The 18,947-nt window shown below is 31.2% G+C and carries 24 protein-coding genes; 17 read left to right on the forward strand and 7 right to left on the reverse strand.

The window, feature by feature from the left end; translation table 11 throughout:
- Window positions 1–7: 7 nt before the first annotated feature.
- The 6 genes from rlmD (at window position 8) to LQ615_RS09390 (ending at window position 5,452) form a co-directional block, all read left to right on the forward strand.
- A complete protein-coding gene (gene rlmD / locus LQ615_RS09365; protein ID WP_239704122.1) occupies window positions 8–1,381 on the forward strand; it encodes a 23S rRNA (uracil(1939)-C(5))-methyltransferase RlmD in 1,374 nt (457 codons plus the stop codon).
- Between the two features lie 20 nt (window positions 1,382–1,401).
- Complete coding sequence (locus LQ615_RS09370) at window positions 1,402–2,100, forward strand: GNAT family N-acetyltransferase (RefSeq protein ID WP_016999047.1); 699 nt, start codon at window positions 1,402–1,404, stop codon at window positions 2,098–2,100.
- Between the two features lie 110 nt (window positions 2,101–2,210).
- The gene (locus tag LQ615_RS09375) at window positions 2,211–3,347 is read left to right on the forward strand and encodes a PQQ-dependent sugar dehydrogenase (RefSeq protein ID WP_194200017.1); all 1,137 of its coding nucleotides are present in this window, start codon (window positions 2,211–2,213) and stop codon (window positions 3,345–3,347) included.
- 95 nt (window positions 3,348–3,442) lie between these two features.
- A complete protein-coding gene (locus LQ615_RS09380) occupies window positions 3,443–3,988 on the forward strand; it encodes a DUF3267 domain-containing protein (RefSeq protein ID WP_016999043.1) in 546 nt (181 codons plus the stop codon).
- Between the two features lie 68 nt (window positions 3,989–4,056).
- A complete protein-coding gene (gene dinB, locus LQ615_RS09385; protein WP_016999042.1) occupies window positions 4,057–5,124 on the forward strand; it encodes a DNA polymerase IV in 1,068 nt (355 codons plus the stop codon).
- 112 nt (window positions 5,125–5,236) lie between these two features.
- Complete coding sequence (locus LQ615_RS09390) at window positions 5,237–5,452, forward strand: hypothetical protein (protein WP_016999041.1); 216 nt, start codon at window positions 5,237–5,239, stop codon at window positions 5,450–5,452.
- A 40-nt stretch (window positions 5,453–5,492) separates the two neighbouring features.
- Here LQ615_RS09390 and LQ615_RS09395 read toward each other — a convergent pair whose 3' ends face one another.
- Window positions 5,493–6,056, reverse strand: a complete 564-nt coding sequence (locus LQ615_RS09395) for a 3'-5' exonuclease (protein ID WP_239704121.1) — start codon at window positions 6,054–6,056, stop codon at window positions 5,493–5,495.
- Window positions 6,057–6,251: 195 nt separating this feature from the next.
- Entirely contained in the window at window positions 6,252–6,758 is a 507-nt protein-coding gene (locus LQ615_RS09400) for a ferritin (protein WP_016999039.1), read from the reverse strand.
- Window positions 6,759–6,904: 146 nt separating this feature from the next.
- Here LQ615_RS09400 and murT point away from each other — a divergent pair, with 146 nt between their 5' ends.
- Both murT and gatD read left to right on the forward strand, forming a co-directional pair.
- Window positions 6,905–8,215: a lipid II isoglutaminyl synthase subunit MurT gene (gene murT, locus LQ615_RS09405; protein WP_103269089.1), complete on the forward strand. Its 1,311-nt coding sequence runs from the start codon at window positions 6,905–6,907 to the stop codon at window positions 8,213–8,215.
- Window positions 8,215–8,937, forward strand: coding sequence for a lipid II isoglutaminyl synthase subunit GatD (gene gatD / locus LQ615_RS09410; RefSeq protein ID WP_016999038.1), 723 nt, complete (start codon window positions 8,215–8,217; stop codon window positions 8,935–8,937). The genes murT and gatD overlap by 1 nt, the downstream gene beginning before the upstream one ends.
- A gap of 55 nt (window positions 8,938–8,992) precedes the next feature.
- Here the strand turns inward: gatD and LQ615_RS09415 are convergent, their stop codons facing one another.
- On the reverse strand, window positions 8,993–9,994 hold the full coding sequence (locus tag LQ615_RS09415; RefSeq protein WP_016999037.1) for an FUSC family protein: 1,002 nt from the start codon (window positions 9,992–9,994) through the stop codon (window positions 8,993–8,995).
- 95 nt (window positions 9,995–10,089) lie between these two features.
- Between LQ615_RS09415 and map the strand changes: the two genes are divergently transcribed.
- The 5 genes from map to LQ615_RS09440 all read left to right on the forward strand — a co-directional run bounded on the left by map (window position 10,090) and on the right by LQ615_RS09440 (window position 13,780).
- Window positions 10,090–10,845 carry a type I methionyl aminopeptidase gene (map, locus tag LQ615_RS09420; protein WP_016999036.1) on the forward strand — a complete coding sequence of 252 codons (756 nt, stop codon included), beginning with the start codon at window positions 10,090–10,092 and terminating at the stop codon, window positions 10,843–10,845.
- A gap of 160 nt (window positions 10,846–11,005) precedes the next feature.
- Window positions 11,006–11,395, forward strand: coding sequence for a hypothetical protein (locus tag LQ615_RS09425; protein ID WP_016999035.1), 390 nt, complete (start codon window positions 11,006–11,008; stop codon window positions 11,393–11,395).
- A 15-nt stretch (window positions 11,396–11,410) separates the two neighbouring features.
- Window positions 11,411–12,121, forward strand: coding sequence for a cell wall-active antibiotics response protein LiaF (liaF, locus tag LQ615_RS09430; protein WP_016999034.1), 711 nt, complete (start codon window positions 11,411–11,413; stop codon window positions 12,119–12,121).
- On the forward strand, window positions 12,118–13,161 hold the full coding sequence (locus LQ615_RS09435; RefSeq protein ID WP_239704120.1) for a sensor histidine kinase: 1,044 nt from the start codon (window positions 12,118–12,120) through the stop codon (window positions 13,159–13,161). The genes liaF and LQ615_RS09435 overlap by 4 nt, the downstream gene beginning before the upstream one ends.
- Complete coding sequence (locus tag LQ615_RS09440; RefSeq protein WP_016999032.1) at window positions 13,151–13,780, forward strand: response regulator transcription factor; 630 nt, start codon at window positions 13,151–13,153, stop codon at window positions 13,778–13,780. The genes LQ615_RS09435 and LQ615_RS09440 overlap by 11 nt, the downstream gene beginning before the upstream one ends.
- A gap of 136 nt (window positions 13,781–13,916) precedes the next feature.
- Here the strand turns inward: LQ615_RS09440 and LQ615_RS09445 are convergent, their stop codons facing one another.
- From LQ615_RS09445 to LQ615_RS09460, 4 genes are all read right to left on the reverse strand, one after another.
- On the reverse strand, window positions 13,917–14,486 hold the full coding sequence (locus LQ615_RS09445; RefSeq protein WP_016999031.1) for a beta-class carbonic anhydrase: 570 nt from the start codon (window positions 14,484–14,486) through the stop codon (window positions 13,917–13,919).
- On the reverse strand, window positions 14,470–15,537 hold the full coding sequence (locus LQ615_RS09450; RefSeq protein WP_064204900.1) for a YihY/virulence factor BrkB family protein: 1,068 nt from the start codon (window positions 15,535–15,537) through the stop codon (window positions 14,470–14,472). The genes LQ615_RS09445 and LQ615_RS09450 overlap by 17 nt, the downstream gene beginning before the upstream one ends.
- Before the next feature lie 70 nt (window positions 15,538–15,607).
- Window positions 15,608–15,907 (reverse strand): hypothetical protein, encoded by a 300-nt coding sequence (locus LQ615_RS09455; RefSeq protein WP_016999028.1) that lies wholly within the window; start codon window positions 15,905–15,907, stop codon window positions 15,608–15,610.
- 161 nt (window positions 15,908–16,068) lie between these two features.
- Window positions 16,069–16,434 carry a PH domain-containing protein gene (locus LQ615_RS09460; RefSeq protein WP_064204901.1) on the reverse strand — a complete coding sequence of 122 codons (366 nt, stop codon included), beginning with the start codon at window positions 16,432–16,434 and terminating at the stop codon, window positions 16,069–16,071.
- Between the two features lie 133 nt (window positions 16,435–16,567).
- Here LQ615_RS09460 and LQ615_RS09465 point away from each other — a divergent pair, with 133 nt between their 5' ends.
- The 4 genes from LQ615_RS09465 to LQ615_RS09480 all read left to right on the forward strand — a co-directional run bounded on the left by LQ615_RS09465 (window position 16,568) and on the right by LQ615_RS09480 (window position 18,916).
- Entirely contained in the window at window positions 16,568–16,771 is a 204-nt protein-coding gene (locus LQ615_RS09465; protein ID WP_016999026.1) for a DUF1128 family protein, read from the forward strand.
- An 18-nt stretch (window positions 16,772–16,789) separates the two neighbouring features.
- Complete coding sequence (locus tag LQ615_RS09470; RefSeq protein ID WP_239704119.1) at window positions 16,790–18,019, forward strand: aminopeptidase; 1,230 nt, start codon at window positions 16,790–16,792, stop codon at window positions 18,017–18,019.
- Between the two features lie 80 nt (window positions 18,020–18,099).
- Window positions 18,100–18,279, forward strand: a complete 180-nt coding sequence (locus tag LQ615_RS09475; RefSeq protein WP_016999024.1) for a hypothetical protein — start codon at window positions 18,100–18,102, stop codon at window positions 18,277–18,279.
- A 124-nt stretch (window positions 18,280–18,403) separates the two neighbouring features.
- Window positions 18,404–18,916, forward strand: a complete 513-nt coding sequence (locus tag LQ615_RS09480; protein ID WP_064204904.1) for an acyl-CoA thioesterase — start codon at window positions 18,404–18,406, stop codon at window positions 18,914–18,916.
- The last annotated feature ends 31 nt before the right edge of the window (window positions 18,917–18,947 follow it).

Consider the following 18,947-nt stretch of genomic DNA (forward strand, 5'->3'; position numbering starts at 1 on the left):
AGAAATTATGGCAAGTATAGTAAATAAAAACGAAGTGTATACGGGACAAGTTATAGATTTTACACATGAAGGTCATGGCGTTGTAAAATTTGATAGATACCCAATATTTGTACCAAATGCAATTAAAGATGAAGAAATAGAATTCCGAGTTATAAAAGTAAAAAAGCAATTTGCTATTGGTAAACTGTTAACTATAAAAGAAACATCAAATGAAAGAGTTGAACCACCTTGTGAATATTATAAAGTTTGTGGTGGGTGTCAATTACAACATTTAAGCTACGAAGCCCAATTACAAATGAAAAAAGAACAAGTCGTCAATTTATTCAAACGTAAATCGAATTTTGAAGATACCGTTATACATGACACAATAGGTATGGATAACCCTTGGCATTACCGTAATAAATCTCAAATACCAGTCGGGAAAAATAAACATGGTGAAATAGAATTTGGATTTTATAGACAAAGAAGCCATGATATTGTAAATATCGATCACTGCATGATACAAGATAAGAAGCATGACACAATTATGGTTAAAATAAAGCGATTAATAGAAGATTTGAATTTAAGTATTTATAACGAACATAAGCATAAAGGTGAATTAAGACATATCATCTTAAGAACAGGTTATTATACTGGGGAAACTATGGTTATTTTTGTAACAAACAGTAAACAATTAAGTCATAAAAATAAAATCATAGAATTTATTTCTTCAGAATTTGATAATGTAGTTAGTATTAAACACAATGTGAACCGAGAAAAATCAAACGTTATAATGGGAAGAACATCTTATACACTTTATGGACAAGATACAATTACAGATATACTAGCAGAATATCAATTTAAAATATCAGATACATCTTTCTATCAAATTAATCCAACTCAAACCGAAAAACTATACAGCAAAGCATTAGAATACGCACAATTAAACGGTGAAGAAACAGTAATTGATGCATATTGTGGAATTGGCACAATAGGGTCATATATGTCACAAAAAGCTAAACACGTATATGGCGTAGAAATAGTAGAACAAGCTATAGAAAACGCAAAAGAAAATGCGAAAATCAATCATATAGAGAATGCGACATGGGAAGCAGGAAAAGCAGAAGAAGTTATATTAAAATGGCAAAAAGAAGGCATTAAGCCAGAAGTCGTTATGGTCGATCCACCAAGAAAAGGGTGCGATCAAACATTTATAGAAACACTAATTGAATTGTCACCAAAGCGTATTGTGTATATATCATGTAATCCAGCAACACAAGTAAGAGATGTAGAAATATTAAAAGGAAGCGGCTATCAACTAAAAGAAATCACACCAGTGGATATGTTTCCACACACGACACATGTAGAAACAGTCGCTTTAATAGAGAAAATAAGTGAATAAATAAGTAATGGGGTGATTAAATGAAACAGAGAATTAACGAATACAACCTACCAATTGGTGAAGAGTTACCTAACTGGCAACCAAGAAAGTTTCCTACTGATATACATTATGTCGGTAAGTATACTATTATTACTCGGTTATCTCATTCACACACTAAAGACCTCTATAATGCATATAGAGATTCTCATCCTAGTAATTGGACTTACTTACCATATGAGTATCCTCAAGACTATGAATCTTTTGAAGAAGAGTTAAACGAAAAGATTGAAAGCACGACAATTATCTTCTATGCGGTGATAAATAAAGAGACAAACAAAGCTCTAGGAATATTTAGTTTAATGAGAGTTGATCAAGCAAATGGAGTAGTCGAAGAAGGACATGTTAACTTTTCAGATTCATTAAAAAGAACAAGAATGTCTACAGAAGCACACTATTTATTAGCTAAATATGTATTCGAAGAACTTCAATACAGACGCTACGAATGGAAATGTGATTCTTTAAATGCTAACTCCTATAAAACTGCATTGCGTTTAGGATTTCAGTATGAAGGGACTTTCAGAAACGCTGTAGTCTATAAAAATCGCTCAAGAGACACATGTTGGTTTTCCATGTTAATAGAGGAATGGCCGAAGCATAAACAAGCATTTAATAAATGGTTGGCAGAAGAGAATTTTGATGAAGAAGGAAGACAACTTCACAGGTTAGAAGAATTTAAGTAAATAAATTTATTATACAACCAGTTTATTAGCTGGTTGTTTTTTATTATTTTGAGCGATATTATTGTTTGTAAACGTATTCATCTGTATAAATAAGTTAAGGAGGGTTGTTTATGAAACGAATGTTGGCAAGTGCTATTTCTGTAAGTTTTTTATTAACGGCTTGTGGTAATGATTCTGAGGAGAGTGTGAATAAGACTGAAGAGAGTAGCGATGAAAAGCAAAATAATTCTAATAAACAACAAAGTGATTCGGATGAGAAGAAGTCTAATGATGAGGAATCTAAAGGTATGGAGACTGTGGTTGATGGTTTGAACACACCTTGGTCTATTGAGAAGATGGATAATACTTTTTATTTAACTGAGCGTCCTGGCAAGATTGTTAAGATTGAGGGTAATCAGAAGACTGATCAAAAGGTGAACTTAGATGAGAAGATTGCAACTGCTGCTGAAGCGGGATTATTAGGCTTTGTGTTGGCACCTGACTTTAAAGAATCCAATGAAGCTTATGCTTATTATACGTATGAAGGCAACGAAGGGCAGTTTAATAGAATTGTAAAATTGAAGTTAGATGGTGACTCATGGGAAGAAGAGGAAGTATTATTAGACAAAATTCCGAGTGGAGATTTCCATCATGGTGGTCGATTGAAGATTGGTCCTGATGATAAGTTGTATGCTACTACTGGTGACGCTGCAAATGATGAAATTGCACAAGATAAAGATTCTTTAGGTGGCAAGATTTTAAGATTAAATTTAGATGGTAGTAAACCGAAAGATAATGCATTTTCAAATTCATATGTTTATAGTTATGGTCATAGAAATCCGCAAGGTCTTGTGTGGCCTTCAGATAATAAGCTTTATGCTAGCGAGCACGGAGACCTAGCTAATGATGAAATTAATGACATAAAGAAAGGTGAAAATTATGGTTGGCCGGTTATAGAAGGTAATGAAGAAAAAGATGGTATGGTGTCACCGTTATTTACTTCTGGAGCAGATGAAACATGGGCTCCTTCAGGTTTAGCTTACCATGATGGGAAAATCTATTCTGCAGCTTTAAGAGGTGAAGCAGTTCTAGAATTTGACACTAAAAATGATAAAGTTAAAAAGGTCATTACAGATCACGGACGTATTCGAGATGTCATGATTGAAGGAGAAACGTTGTATTTCATTAGTAATAATTCAGATGGTAGAGGTAATCCTTCTGATAATGATGATAAGCTATATAAAATACCATTAAACCAATTAAAATAATATCAAATAAGTTAAATTAAGAATAGAATTAATATCGTTTTTAATCTATAATATGAGGGGACGGATAAAGAGATTCAATCTGATGGAGGAATTGTATGTTAAAAATTGACTTACTCAATAGCACTTCTATATTAAAACGATTAGCATTATTACAATTTGTCCTATTTCTTTCACTCGTATTAATTGGTTTTAAAGTAATGGCGAATTTTATATATATACAAGAAGAAGGTATTCTTAGAAATATTATTGTAGGTGTTATTGGTTTAATAATTTTAATATTTATTCATGAACTTATTCATGGTATTTGTTTTAAAATTTTTCAACCATCGAAAAAAGTAAAATACGGTTACAAAAGTGGTATGTTCTACGCATCTATGCCAAAAGAAATATTTACACGTAGACAATTTTATACCATCGCGCTAGCTCCATTTGTAATTATTAGTATTGGTTTACTTTTGGTACTATTATGGTTGAAATTAAGTTCGATTATATATATTTTTGCATTCCATGGTGCAGCTTGTATAGGGGATTTCTATATGGTGCAAGTTTTATATAATCATCAACAAATGAAATATATCGAAGATACTGATGTAGGCATAAATTTATATACTGACAAGAAAAACATATCTTCAACAACTTAATACAATTTTTGTTATAATATATAGGAATTTGGGAAACCATATTCCTATTTTTTATAGAGGTGTTTAAGATGGAACGTCGAATCATTCATATAGATATGGATGCATTCTTTGCTCAAGTAGAAGTGAGGGATAATCCAAAGTTAAAAGGTAAACCGGTTATCATCGGTGGTAGAGCTTCTGGACGTGGCGTTGTATCGACTGCAAGCTATGAAGCTAGAGAATATGGTGTACATTCTGCGATGCCTATGGCTAGAGCCCATCAATTATGTCCTGATGGTTATTATGTTCGGCCTAGAATTAATCATTATAGAGAAGTTTCTAATGAAATTATGGAGATATTTAAAAGTTATACTGATATAGTTGAACCATTATCTTTAGATGAAGCATATTTAGATGTAACTGAACTAGTTCGCAGAGATTTATCAGCCTCTACTATTGCTCAATATCTTCAAAGAGACATTTACGATAAGACACAACTTACTTCTTCGGCAGGTGTTTCGTATAATAAATTTTTAGCAAAACTTGCTAGTGGTATGAACAAGCCAAGTGGTAGAACAGTTATAAATTATGAGAACACACATGACTTATTGATGTCACTACCAATAGGTAAATTTGCAGGAGTAGGTAAAGTGACTGAAGAAAAAATGAAAGAATTGAACATCCATACTGGTCAAGATTTATATGATTACAGTCAAATGGAACTCATTCAAATGTTTGGGAAAAGAGGATTGAGTTTTTATAATAAAGTAAGAGGAATTGATAACTCACCTGTTAAACCAGTAAGAATTAGAAAGTCTATAGGTAGAGAAACTACTTTTGAAACAGACCAAAACGATGATGATTTCATACTAAATAAAATACGTACTTTAAGTGGAGAAGTAGCTGTTAGAGCAGATAAGCACGAACTTGCAGGTCGTACTATAACGGTGAAAATGAAAACTCATAATTTTGAAACATTGTCTAAACAAACAAGTGTGAATAACCCTGTACATGATGAAGTAGAAATATATAACATTGCATATGAACTATATAACAGTCTTAAAGATCAAGATACAGCAATTAGATTAATTGGTGTTTCAATAGGAAATTTAGTGTCTAAAACATACCGGAATTTGACGATATATGACTTTTTATAAGTAGAAAACTTGATAAAGTGTTAAAGTACTAGTATCCTAATATAGATTGTGATTAAGTTTTGAAATCACATTGAACGGGTATTTATTCATTATTCAGAAAGTAGAGATTGATATGAAATTTAAATTTGCTATTATCGGAATAACAGTATTAATGATTTTACTTTTTGTAAAGAGTACAATCGATACAGGAAGTTTTGATATTGTTAAATTAATAGGTATTGTTGCTATCGCTTTATTATTATTCTGGGCAGATCGAAAATTAGAAAGACCAGTCAATAAAGCAAGTCTTAAAAGAGATATTAAAAAAGAATTTCAGCACAAAGAATAAAATAAAAAATAGGGAAGCAACTTTTAATTAAGTTGTTTCCCTATTTTTTATATACATATTTTTTGTCAGATAAAGTTTTACCGTAAATGTTTATGACACTGTTTAAATCTTGATAGTGTTGCAACAATCTATAAGTGATAATTGCACATGCTTTTGCATCGTTAAGAGCGTGGTGATGACCTTTAAAATCAATATTATAATAAGACATCATATGCGCTAAACCGTATCTATGATTATTTACTGTTTTTCTTGCTAATATACAAGAACAAAAATATGTCATATCGGGTATTTCTATATTCAATTTGATAAGCGATTTAAATAATACATTCATATCAAATTTTGCATTGTGTGCGACAACAGGTAAATCGCCTATGAAGTCCATCATATAAGGGAAGACTTCATCAAAAGTAGGGGAGCTTTCCACATCAGATGGTTGTATTTTATGAATTTTAATATTAAATTTAGAAAAATAATCTTTAGGATTAACTAAAGTATAAAAATCTTCAGTAATTTGATGGTCAACAACTTTAACCATTCCTATTGAACAAATACTTTCAGGATTGCCGTTAGCCGTTTCAAAATCTAACGCGACAAATGAAGACATTCAATCACTTCCTTTGAAAGTCATTATATGGATATATAATGAAAATGTAAATAAAATTGTTCGAAATGATAAAAATAAAGATGGCGGGGAGGGCGAATGTTGCAAGACGAGATTCACGTGCAACGTTCAACTTTAAAATTGCAATATAAAAAGGTCTAGGACATTTATGTCCTAGACCTTTACTTATTTTAAGAATCATTCACCATCTTCATCAAATTGACGAGCAGCTAATTCTTTTTCATATATAAATAGTGCGTTATTATCTTCTTGGATTCTTTCTAAGTAGTCAATGTGTGTTTCAAACATTGATTCTTCTTCAACTTGTTCATCTAAGAACCAATTTAAGAACGAAATAGTCGCAAAGTCATTTTCATTTTTAGCGATTTCCGATAAGTTATAGAAGCGACGTGTTACATCTCTTTCTTGTTCAAGGCCATCTTTAAATGTTTCTAATAATGAATTAAATTCAGTCTTTGGAGCTTCTAATGATGTAAAGATAGCTTTTTCACCACGGTCATTTATATAATTATAAATTTTCATACCGTGAAAACGTTCTTCTTTAGCTTGTTGAATATAGAAGTTTGCAAAACCGTCATAACTCTTATCCGCACAATATGCTGCCATAGCCATATATGCGTGTGCTGCATAAAACTCGTGATTTAATTGATTGTTTAAAGCGTCTAGTATATTTTTAGATAACATTTAAAATCTTCCCTTCTATAATAAACTTGTTTATATATTTATTATACATTATTTGTAAGGGTATACCAATGTTTTAACTTAGTGAAAGTCTTTTTTAAAAGCTTTTGAACGTGTTATAATAATATGACAGAATAAGGAGGTAACGTATGAAGAAGTATGTTGCGAAAAATATGGCTAAACTTGCTAGGTTTGCAAGTAGAAAAATGGGAAAACAAGGTACCGACCTTCCGGGACAAGTCGCTCGTAAGATAGATCCACTTATATTAAGAAAGTTAGCAAATGATGTTGATGAAATTGTAATGATAAGTGGAACAAATGGTAAGACGACTACTTCCAATTTAATTGGCCATACTTTAAAGAAAAATAATATAAATATAATACATAATAATGAAGGTGCCAATATGGCAGCGGGTATTACTTCAAGCTTTGTTATTCAGTCTAATAAAGATACTAAAATTGCTATTATCGAAATTGATGAAGGTTCAATACCAAGAGTATTGAAAGAAATGACACCAACGATGATGGTCGTAACAAACTTCTTTAGAGACCAGATGGATAGATTTGGCGAGATTGATACAATGGTCGATAATATAGCTAATACAATTAAAGGTAGGGGTATTAAACTATTATTAAATGCTGATGATCCATTCGTAAGTAGATTAAAAATTGCTAGTGATGAAGTTATATACTACGGCATGAAAGCGGGCATTCATGAATTTGAACAAAGTACGATGGTTGAAAGTAAATATTGCCCGAATTGTGGTCGATTATTAAATTACAAACATGTTCATTACAATCAAATTGGTCATTATGATTGTGTTTGTGGATTTAAACGTGAAAAACCTAAATATGAAGTTTCCTCCTTTAAACAAGAGCCATTTATAGATGCAGGTATAAATGGTACTATTTTTGATATGAAAATAGCTGGAGACTACAACGTGTTTAATGTTGTTGCTGCATATACAGTTTTAAGGGAATTAGGGTTGAACGATAAGAGTATTAATGCCGGGTTTGAATCTTATACGTCTGATAATGGCCGTATGCAATATTACAAAAATCGTCATAAAGAAGTATTAATTAACTTAGCTAAAAATCCAGCTGGTTTAAATGCTAGTCTATCAGTAGGTGAACAAATAGATTCGGAGAAAGTATACATTATCAGTTTAAATGATAATGGAGCTGATGGTAGAGATATTTCTTGGATTTACGATGCGGACTTTGAAAAGTTATCACGCCAAAATATAAAAGCAGTTATATGTACGGGACAAAGAGCTGAAGAACTAGCACTTAGATTAAAATATGCAGAAGTAGATGCAGACATTATCATTGAAAAGTCTATTGAAAAAGCGACTGGAATGTCAATGGAGTATCCTCAATTTACTGTTGCTATACCTAACTATACTTCACTATCTCCGATGCATCGTGTACTAAATAGAGCGTTTAAGGAGGAAGTATAATGTCAGCGATAAAAATATTTCATTTTATGCCAGATAAATTAAATCTTTACGGAGATATCGGTAATATTATTGCTTTAAAGCAACGAGCTAAATGGCGCAATATTAAAGTAGAAGTCGTAGATATTATAGATACAGAAGGTTTGAGTTTGGATGATTGTGATATTTTCTTTATTGGAGGAGGCAGTGACAGAGAACAAAGTCTTGCTACTGAACAACTTAAGAAAATTAAAACACAACTAAAAGACGCAATCGAAGACGGCTTGCCAACATTAACGATTTGTGGTGGTTATCAATTTTTAGGTTCTGAATATGTAACGCCAGACGGTACGAGACTTGAAGGCTTAAATATTTTAGACATATATACTGAATCTAAAAAACAAAGGCTTACTGGAGATATTGTTATGGAGTCTGAAACATTTGGTCAAATTGTTGGTTTTGAGAATCATGGTGGTCGTACATATCATGAATATCCATCACTTGGTAAAGTTATAAATGGGTACGGAAATAATGATACAGATAAAAAAGAAGGTATACATTATAAAAACTTAATAGGTACGTATTTACATGGACCAATATTACCAAAAAATCATGAAATTACTGATTATTTATTGAAAAAAGCTTGTGAAAGAAAAGGGATTGAATTCAGTCCAGAAGAATTAGATAATTCAGTTGAAGAAGCAGCAAAACGAGCTATTATAAATAGGTTGTTAAAAGAAAAATAATATAAAAACAAAAGTCTGGGACATTATCAATGTCCCAGACTTTTGTTTTATTACTTTAACCCTTTTTCGTTATATTAGAAAAACGATCGTTTATAATTCGGTTTATCATTAAGATTTCGTATATGATATGGCTTTTTATTTGGTTTTCATCAAATTCATCGAGGCCTTTAACGCTGTTTTTAAGGATAGATGCGGCTTTTTTCTGCTTTTTAAATTCTTTATGATTTAATAAATCTTTATAAGAAATGATTAAATTAGAAATTGCTCTTCTTTCATTTTCAGTAAACGTTATGAATGTTTCTTCAGGTAAATAAATGAGATTTAATAAATGAGAATTCAATAATCTATTTGTGTGATAGGCCATTTCTACTTTTCTAATATATGCTTTAGATTCTTTTTTCGTACGGTGATAATCATATTCTTCTTTTTGATATTTAATCAATTGTTCTATTTTTGTTGCTGACTGTTGCAATGAAGTCATTTGTTTCATTGATATATTGGATTCATATTCTCCGATGAGTAATTCTTTTAATCTGTTTATGTAAATTTCTAAAATACGACGTTCCATATTTTTATTTATGTTTTCAATTTGTGTAATATATTTTGGTGGTAATATGATGAAGTTTACTAAACCTGCTGTTGTTAACCCGATTGTCGTTGTTGCTAAACGAGATATAAAGTTATATACAAAAGCATCATGGATAACAGGCACCATTGCAACCGCTGTAATAGCAGCTACTAGCATACCATCTATAAGTTTAAGTTGGTAACATACAAATATAGTTACTGTAGCAGCCAAAGAATAACTTAATGGCGACTCACCGAAGAAATATGTACTGATTACTGCTATAAATGCGCCTAATATAGAAGCTGGGAAGCGGACAAAAGCTTTTTTTAAAGATGCTTTTGCTGTAGGTTCTATTGTGACAATTGATGTTATAACCGCAAAAATGGGATTTAAATTCAAAACCATACATATTAGTGCAGTTAAAAATGTAGCTAAACCTGTTTTGATAATTCTTGCACCTATAAATCTGATTAACCAATTTTCTTTCATATACAAAACTCCGAAATCATTTTTTTATAGTATACCATGTATTTTCTGATATAATAAAGACGACAAAAAAATTTAAAAGAAAGAACGGGATTTAAATGATTATTCAAAACAATGAAGAACTTGAAGGCCTTAAAGAAATAGGCAGAATCTGTGCAATAATTCGTGATGAATTGAAAGAAGCAACGAAACCCGGAATTACAACTAAAGAGTTGGATAACATAGCGAAGGAAAGATTTGAGGAATTAGAAGCAGAATCTGCTCCTATCGCAGAATATGATTTTCCTGGTTATACATGTATAAGTGTAAATGAAGAAGTTGCGCATGGTATTCCTGGTAACCGTGTAATCAATGAAGGTGATTTAGTTAATATAGATGTTTCAGCAAGAAAGAATGGATACTATGCTGACACAGGTATTTCTTTCGTTGTAGGAGAAGCAGATGATCCTAAAAAACAACTTGTAGTAGATGTTGCAGCAATGGCTTTTGAAGAAGCAATGAAAAAGATTAAACCAGGCACTAAATTATCTCAAATTGGTAGAGCTGTAAATTCTACAGCAAGAAAGAATGGCTTGAAAGTAATTAAAAACTTAACTGGCCATGGTGTTGGTCGTTCACTACATGACTCACCACAACATGTTATGAACTATTTTGATCCTTTAGAAAAGCAATTGCTAAAAGAAGGAATGGTGTTAGCAGTTGAACCGTTTATTTCATCAAACGCTACAATTGTTGGCGATGGTAAAAATGAATGGGCATTTGAGACGAAAGATAAAAGTTTTGTCGCTCAAATAGAACATACTATAGTTGTTACTAAAGATGGACCATTATTATTAACGAAATTAGAAGACTAAAAACAGAGGCTGAGACATTGATCAATGTCTCAGCCTAATTCATTCTATATACTTTCTTTTCTAAGACTAAGGACCTATAGAAAGTTGGTTCCTAGGTCCATTTCGAGATTTTTAATAACATTTTATAATAGAGGTTAATCTGAAAGAAATAGGTGATTCTATGTTTAATGTTGTTTCAAATCAATTAAAGCAACTTATTCTTGTTTCTTATTATGAAAGTTTAGATACATGTGCAAAGCAATTAGATGTTAAAATAAAAGCAATGGAAGAATATATTTTATATTTAGAACAAAAGCGTCAAAACTTATTTGAACTAATTGAAAAGTATACTTTAGAATTAGACAATAAGTATATGGACAAAATAGAAGACTTTAAAATTACGTATGCCAAAAAATTAGAAGACCATGATTTAGTATGGTTACAAAAACAAATCAATATGTTAGAAAGTGATTCAGCAAAGATTGAAGAAACGATAAAACGTACTTTAGATCAAATTGCACATGCTGTAGCTGAGCGGTCAATGCTCACACAAATGAATTCGCTTCTCTAAAATAGGAGTGGTAGATTGAAGAATAAATTTATATCGACAGAATTATTAATTGTATTAACAATTTTAATTTTATTATCGAATATTTACTATATCTTCTTTGAAAAAATAGGATTACTGCTTGTTGTAATAACGGGCATGATTTTTATTTATGTAGGCTATTTATACTTCCATAAATTAAGAGGTCTAATTTTATTTTGGATAGGGGCTATCTTGTTAATTTATGCGTTACTTTCAAACCCGTATATGCTTATGATTTTATTTTTATTTTTAATATTTTTAGTGATTCGCTATATCATATACAGGAAAAAACCTTTGAAAGTCGAGCATGTCGAAACGACAGCTAACGAAAACATAAATGAGTCTTTCATTAAACAACGTTGGTTCTTACCTCAAAAAACACCTCACTACATATATAAATGGGATGATATCCAAATTCAACAAGCTGTAGGAGATGTAGAATTAGATTTATCTTTAGCTGCCAATTTATCCGAAAACAATGTAATAGTTGTAAGGCAACTTATAGGTAAAACTCAAGTTATCGTACCATATAATTACCAAGTTAATGTACATGTTACAGCTCTTTTTGGTAGATTATATTTAAATGACGAAGTTTACAGAGTTAAAAATGAAACTGTACACTACAACGTTAATAGTCACAAAAATACATTTAAAGTGAATATATTTTACTCAACATTTATGGGAGATGTTGAGGTGATTTTCCGATGAATAACTATTCACGTATCATTGGTTCAATGTTAATACTTGTTTATTCAATTGTAGTTGTATTGTTTTTCTTAGATCGAATATTTATTAACATTATTTATTTTCAAGGTTTGTTTTATACACAAATAATGGGTATACCTGCCTTTTTATTCGTTAATATTGTTGTTATATTTCTTTGTATTATCATAGGTTCAGCAGTAGCTTATAAGATTAATCAGCAACACCATTGGATTAAAGAACAATTAGAACGTTCTTTTCAAGGTGAAGTGTTGGGCGTTAATAATCATGAAATAGATTTACACAAAGAAACGTTAGAAATTTATCAAACTTTAATCCCGTTACATGAAGAGCTTTATACATTAAGGTTGAAATCTCAACAAATTATTAATGAATCTTACCAAATGCAAGATTCTGTTGTAAAGAAAATTATAGAAGACGAAAGACAAAGATTAGCTAGAGAACTACATGATTCTGTCAGCCAACAATTATTTGCTGCGAGCATGATGTTATCTGCTATTAAATCTACTGAATTAACCGATCCTTTAGCAAAACAAGTTAATTTATTAGAAAAGATGATTCAAGATTCACAACTTGAAATGAGAGCATTGTTACTCCATTTAAGACCATTAGGTTTAAAAAACAAATCATTAGGTGAAGGTATTAAAGATTTAGTCGTCGATTTAAAACAAAAAATACCTATGAAAGTTGTTTATGATATAGAGGATATAGAAATTGCTAAAGGTACTGAAGACCACTTGTTTAGAATAACGCAAGAAGCAATTTCAAATACATTACGTCACTCTAAAGGTACGAAGTTATCAATAGAATTAATCGAAACAAGCGATTACGTTATTTTAAGATTACAAGATGATGGCGTAGGCTTTGACACATCTAAAAGAGATCCTCAAAGCTATGGTTTAAATACTATGAATGAACGTGCACTTGAAATTGGCGCAACACTTAATATTATTTCTATGCCTAATTCAGGAACGAGAATAGAAGTGAAGGTACCGAATAATAAGGAGGAAGAGTATGACAATTAGAGTATTATTCGTTGATGATCACGAAATGGTAAGAATAGGTATATCAAGTTATTTATCAACACAAGAAGATATCTCAGTAGTGGGTGAAGCTGCTTCTGGTAGAGAAGGAATCGAGAAAGCAGAAGAACTGAAACCAGATATCATATTAATGGATTTAGTGATGGATGATATGAACGGTATCGAAGCAACTCAATATATTAAGCAACACCAGCCAAGCGTTAAAATTGTGATGTTAACAAGTTTTATAGATGACAATGAAGTATATCAAGCTTTAGATGCAGGAGTTGATAGTTATATTTTAAAGACAACTTCAGCAGATGATATCGCTAATGCTATTCGTAAAACTTATAATAAAGAATCAGTATTTGAAGCGGAAGTATTAGTTAAAATGCGTAACCGTATGAATCAAAAAGCTGAATTATTTGAGATGCTCACAGATCGCGAAATGGAAATACTATTATTAATTGCAAAAGGCTATTCTAATCAAGAAATTGCTAGTGCTTCACATATTACGATTAAAACTGTAAAAACACATGTAAGTAATATTTTGAGTAAATTAGAAGTACAAGATAGAACACAAGCTGTTATTTACGCTTTTCAACACAATTTGATAAATTAAAAATAAGTACACACATACAAAATCATATATAAATAAATGCTGCTACTCGGTTGACTAAAATTCAACGAAGTAGCAGCATTATTTTGACTATGTGATTGATATTTAAATCTCTAATAGTATTTTACAAGTTAAAGTGCTATTTAATAGCGTCATAACCGTTTTGTATAAGTTCCAATGACCCGTCATGTGGATCAATGACTAATCCATGTATTGGAATTGATTGGTCGAATAATGGATGATTATAAATTTTTTGTATGTTCGATTCAATGTTCTGTATTACATCGTCAAATCCTCTTAAAAATCGTTGAATGTCAATGCCAGAGTGTTGAATCGTATTTAATGTATCTTGAGTAACACCACGACTTTTCATAGTTTCAATTACTGAACCTACATCAAGGTTACCCATTCCACAATCTTTATGACCCATTATAATAATTTCTTCTGCGCCAAGAGCGTATATTGCCACTAATAAACTTCGCATTGTTGATCCATATGGATGCGATATAGTAGCACCTGCATTTTTAACGACTTTAACATCACCGTTTTTAAAGCCTAATGCTTTTGTTGATAGTTCGGTAAGCCGTGTATCCATACAAGTTAATATAACTGCTTTTGCGTTAGGCGTTTTTGTAGTAATAAAGTTCTCATATTCTTTGTTTGCCACAAAGGTCTGATTGAATTTTAAAATATCATTCAATAGAGGCATTCGTCATCTCACCATTTTCTGCTATATTATCAAAAGTTTGCTGTTCTGGTGGCCCATGTTTAAGCATTTTCTTTTGATGTAAAACAGCATTTATTTCTGCTCCAATGATAATGATTAATCCTGTTAAGAATAACCATAACATTAACACGATAATACCTCCGATACTACCATATGTTTTTGAGTAGTTAGCAAAGTTATTAACATATAGTCCAAATAGGGCACTTGAGCCTAACCATACAATTGTAGTAAAGGCAGCACCAGGAATTACTGAAAGTAATTTAATTTTAATATTTGGAGCTAAAGCGTAAAGCGTCATAAATACTATAAATGTCACGATTAGTGGTAACACAAATTTAATTAAACTAAAGATCCAACGTAATTCAGATTCTAAACCAAGTGGACCAAATAATAGATTACCAAGTTGTTGTCCAAATATTGGTAATGCAATTGCTAAACCAAATACAACAACCATAATGATTGTGAAGAACACACTCATTATTTTTAATACGATTGCGTTACGGCCGTCTTCGACATCATATGCAACATTAAATGCGTTCATTAAAGCTGTCATTCCGTTTGATGCGGACCAAAGCGCCGCAATTAAACCGAATGAGAATAGGCCGCCACTAGCGTTCTGCATGACGTCATCAATTATACCGGTAATCAGTTTAGCTGTATCGCCAGGAGCATTTTCCGAAATCATGTTCGTAATTGTATCTGGACTAATTTGGAACAACGGAATCAATGTTAATATAAAGATAAGTGTAGGGAATAATGCTAATAAGAAGTAGTAAGATAGCTGTGCAGCTAAACCTGTAGCATTATCTTTACTAATTCTATATAATAACGTAGTTAAAATATTACCATTTTTAGTGTATTTTGCCGGCTTATTTATTTTTGATACAAAAAATATTTGATTATCTTTTTTTGGTGTTTTAGATTCAAACACTTGAGGTTGAATATAGTTTTCTTTTTTTATAGACTTTTTTTGTTCATCTTTAAAGTGTTTAGCTTGTTCTAAAAACTTTGAGCTAGATTTATCTTTTGCCATAAAAATTCTCCTAATTATATTTAATGTTAAAAAAGACTAGGTCGCTTAAAGAAGCCTAGTCTTTTAAAATTTATGAATGATTTGGACCTGAGATTTGTCTGTTATTTTTCTTCTCAATGAATGTGTCTTTCGCATCCATAATAGATTGTTCTAACTCTGGGTTTTTACGACGAATTTCTTCTATTACATCTTTCCAATATAAAACTTCGTCTTTAATTTGATCGAATTTAGAAGGCTCTCTAGAAGTGTTACCTTCTTTAATATTTTGTACTTGATTTGATAATGATTGACGTGTGTTTTTATCTGCTAATGCAATTGCTGCACCGATAGCGCCACCAATCAAAATTGCAGGAACTAATTTGTTTTGCATAATGTTTTCCCCTTTCAATATATTAATCTAAATAAATATCTTCGACCTACATATCATATCATATAAATGCATAAAATTTGTTTACATAGGCATCATTTATTATTTAAAATTTAACTAATTACATTCATTCCCATTAATGTGATATTGTAAACACAAATAATCTACAATAAAGCGTTTGATAGTAACTTTTCGAATGGCATAATATCAAGATTTTTTCCGATTTTAATTTTAAATTGGCCAGCTTTAGTCCACAAGGTTATTTCTCCGTTTAAGTCTAAAAATTTACCTGCGTTTTCTGTAGACCACATTAAAACTATACTGTATGGTATGGAATAAGTTTCGATTTTTTTGCCACTTATACCTTGTAGATCACGAATTATAATTCGTTTATTAGTAAAGACTGCCGTATCTCTAAATGTTTTGAAAGCACTATAAGCTTCTTCACCATTAGCGAGATATTGATTAATTTCATTTGGAATGTCTATTTTTTCAAATAGTGTCCATGAAAGTATCTCTTGAACTGCCATCTTATATCACTCCTATTAAATTACTTGATTTTATTGTATATAATCTTAATATATATTGTAAAGTTAATGTATAGTTTCACTATTTTAATTATATGTACTTTTTGCTAAACTTATTCTGAAAGGATGATAACAAATGACAGAAACAATTGAACAAATGGTAGATGATTTAAAAGAAAAATTACGTCTAGTAAACACGAGTGTGTTAAATAAAGACGCAATTCCAGAAGAAAAGAAAGAGGAATTAAAAGATATTCATACTATGGTTATGTCTAGAAAAAACATTTCAGCAAGTGAGATGAGTGCAATTACTCAAGCATTAGGTGAATTAAGAAAATAGCAGAGGGTGGTTATCAATATGGGATATGAGAAAGACTTACAAAAGTATGCAGAATTATTAGTCAAAGTCGGTTTGAATGTACAAAAAGGGGAACCTGTCTATATTCAAGCATCTATTGAATCAAGTTCATTCGTTCACTTGTTAGTTGAAGAAGCTTATAAAGTTGGCGCAGAAGACGTACAAGTTAAATATAAAGATGATCGATTACAACAATTGAAATATAAATATGAACCAGAAGAATTCTTTAGTGAAATTAAACAATATGTAGTTGATGAAAGATTAGATTACTTAGATAGAAAAGCAGCTTTCTTATCGCTTATATCTTCAAGTCCTGATAGCCTAAAAGATGCTGATCCGAAGAAAATTAATAAAGCTATGGCAGCAAGTGGTAAAGCATTTAAAGATTATATGGTAGCTATTCAAAGTGATAAAGTAAGCTGGTGCGTCGCTGCTTATCCTTCTGTTGGATGGGCAAAAATGATGTACCCAGATTTAGATGATCAAGAAGCGTTTGATAAACTATTAGAAACAATATTAAAAACAGTACGTGTTGACCAAGAAGATCCGGTTAAAGCTTGGGAAGAGCATGATAAGACATTACATGAGAAGGCTGAATACTTAAATAATAAAAAGTATAAAGCGTTGCATTATAAATCTGAAGGCACAGATTTAACAATTGAATTACCGAAACTTCAATATTGGAGCGGTGCTAGTTCAGTAAACTCTAAAGGTAATTCATTTGTTGCTAATATGCCAACTGAAGAAGTATTTACTGCACCGCATAAAAATGGTGTAAATGGAACTGTTAAAAACACTTTACCATTGAGCCATTCCGGTAATATCATCGATGATTTCACGATTACTTTTAAAGACGGAGAAGTTGTTGATTATAAAGCTGGTGTAGGTGAAGAAATATTAAAAGGTATTTTAGAAACAGATGAAGGTGCTAAAAGATTAGGTGAAGTAGCACTTGTACCAGTAGATTCACCGATATCTAACATGAATGCTTTATTCTATAATACATTATTTGATGAAAATGCCTCATGCCACATTGCTCTTGGTTCAGCTTATGCATTCTGTATTGAAGATGGTAAAAATATGACAGAAGAAAAACTAGCTGAAAATGGCTTAAATGACTCTATGACACATGTTGACTTTATGATAGGTAGTAAAGATTTATCAATCGATGGTATTTTAGAAAATGGTGAGAGAGAACCAGTCTTTAGAGATGGTAACTGGGCATTTTAAAACATAGCCAATTGCTAAAACATCATGTATAATAAAGATAAATAAAATTGTAAAGTTTGTTATTCTAAGGAGGGGTTATCATGAGTACACCTATGGAATGGGCAGTAATGATTGCTTTTGTTTTCTCTATCTTTACATTCGGTGGAGCAATCATGTTATATTTATCGAAAACATTCGATGGCAAAGAATCAGTACGTATTGATACAGCAGAAGAAGCACTAGAAAAGAAAGTTTTCGATGACGAAGAACATTATCATTAATCAATTTTAATGAGGCTGAGACATTATTTATGTCTCAGCCTAAAATATTATATAGGTAGTAGAGAACTGTATTAAATATATCAAGATTTTTAAATTACATAGTTTTTAATAGGGGGATGTAATAATGAAAGAAAGTAAAGGCATGACAGAATCAAGAAGCGTTAAATCTATTCAGATTTTTCCTGAAGATACAAATCATCATAATACTATGTTCGGTGGTAAATTAATTGCAGAAATCGATGAAATAGCTGCTATTGCAGCGATGAGACATAGTGGAAATTCAGTAGTTACAGCATCTATTGATTCTGTAGATTTTATTCAACCGATTAGAACTGGAGAAGTACTTTCTTTAGTTTCATTCGTTACATATGCTGGCACTTCTTCTATGGAAATTTGCGTGAAAGTTGTCAGTGAAGATAATATTAACCAAAATAAACACTTAGCTGCATATAGCTTTTTAACATTTGTTGCACTAGACGAAAATGGTAAAAAAGTTAAAGTACCAGCTATTTATCCAGAAACAGAAGATGAAAAGTGGTTTTACGAAACAGCTAAAGATCGTGTGAATTTAAGACACGAAAGAAGAGACGAAAGCAAGAGAACGTTAGAATTTATGTCGACAAAACTATATATTTAATAAAGTTAGGCTTGGTCATAAATGTCCTGAA

It is taken from the genome of Mammaliicoccus sp. C-M13, from assembly GCF_022386845.1.
GTDB lineage: Bacteria > Bacillota > Bacilli > Staphylococcales > Staphylococcaceae > Mammaliicoccus > Mammaliicoccus lentus.

Coding starts and splice junctions, on each gene's coding strand:
- LQ615_RS09480 (WP_064204904.1), top strand. CDS start 18,404: ATGAAAGAAAGTAAAGGCATGACAGAATCAAGAAGCGTTAAATCTATT.
- LQ615_RS09395 (WP_239704121.1), bottom strand. CDS start 6,056: ATGTCTTCATTTGTCGCGTTAGATTTTGAAACGGCTAACGGCAATCCT.
- LQ615_RS09425 (WP_016999035.1), top strand. CDS start 11,006: ATGTTTAATGTTGTTTCAAATCAATTAAAGCAACTTATTCTTGTTTCT.
- LQ615_RS09460 (WP_064204901.1), bottom strand. CDS start 16,434: ATGGCAGTTCAAGAGATACTTTCATGGACACTATTTGAAAAAATAGAC.
- LQ615_RS09475 (WP_016999024.1), top strand. CDS start 18,100: ATGAGTACACCTATGGAATGGGCAGTAATGATTGCTTTTGTTTTCTCT.
- map (WP_016999036.1), top strand. CDS start 10,090: ATGATTATTCAAAACAATGAAGAACTTGAAGGCCTTAAAGAAATAGGC.
- LQ615_RS09455 (WP_016999028.1), bottom strand. CDS start 15,907: ATGCAAAACAAATTAGTTCCTGCAATTTTGATTGGTGGCGCTATCGGT.
- LQ615_RS09440 (WP_016999032.1), top strand. CDS start 13,151: ATGACAATTAGAGTATTATTCGTTGATGATCACGAAATGGTAAGAATA.
- murT (WP_103269089.1), top strand. CDS start 6,905: ATGAAGAAGTATGTTGCGAAAAATATGGCTAAACTTGCTAGGTTTGCA.
- LQ615_RS09390 (WP_016999041.1), top strand. CDS start 5,237: ATGAAATTTAAATTTGCTATTATCGGAATAACAGTATTAATGATTTTA.
- LQ615_RS09380 (WP_016999043.1), top strand. CDS start 3,443: ATGTTAAAAATTGACTTACTCAATAGCACTTCTATATTAAAACGATTA.
- LQ615_RS09445 (WP_016999031.1), bottom strand. CDS start 14,486: ATGCCTCTATTGAATGATATTTTAAAATTCAATCAGACCTTTGTGGCA.
- LQ615_RS09435 (WP_239704120.1), top strand. CDS start 12,118: ATGAATAACTATTCACGTATCATTGGTTCAATGTTAATACTTGTTTAT.
- LQ615_RS09470 (WP_239704119.1), top strand. CDS start 16,790: ATGGGATATGAGAAAGACTTACAAAAGTATGCAGAATTATTAGTCAAA.
- LQ615_RS09415 (WP_016999037.1), bottom strand. CDS start 9,994: ATGAAAGAAAATTGGTTAATCAGATTTATAGGTGCAAGAATTATCAAA.
- LQ615_RS09370 (WP_016999047.1), top strand. CDS start 1,402: ATGAAACAGAGAATTAACGAATACAACCTACCAATTGGTGAAGAGTTA.
- dinB (WP_016999042.1), top strand. CDS start 4,057: ATGGAACGTCGAATCATTCATATAGATATGGATGCATTCTTTGCTCAA.
- LQ615_RS09465 (WP_016999026.1), top strand. CDS start 16,568: ATGACAGAAACAATTGAACAAATGGTAGATGATTTAAAAGAAAAATTA.
- LQ615_RS09375 (WP_194200017.1), top strand. CDS start 2,211: ATGAAACGAATGTTGGCAAGTGCTATTTCTGTAAGTTTTTTATTAACG.
- LQ615_RS09450 (WP_064204900.1), bottom strand. CDS start 15,537: ATGGCAAAAGATAAATCTAGCTCAAAGTTTTTAGAACAAGCTAAACAC.
- gatD (WP_016999038.1), top strand. CDS start 8,215: ATGTCAGCGATAAAAATATTTCATTTTATGCCAGATAAATTAAATCTT.
- rlmD (WP_239704122.1), top strand. CDS start 8: ATGGCAAGTATAGTAAATAAAAACGAAGTGTATACGGGACAAGTTATA.
- LQ615_RS09400 (WP_016999039.1), bottom strand. CDS start 6,758: ATGTTATCTAAAAATATACTAGACGCTTTAAACAATCAATTAAATCAC.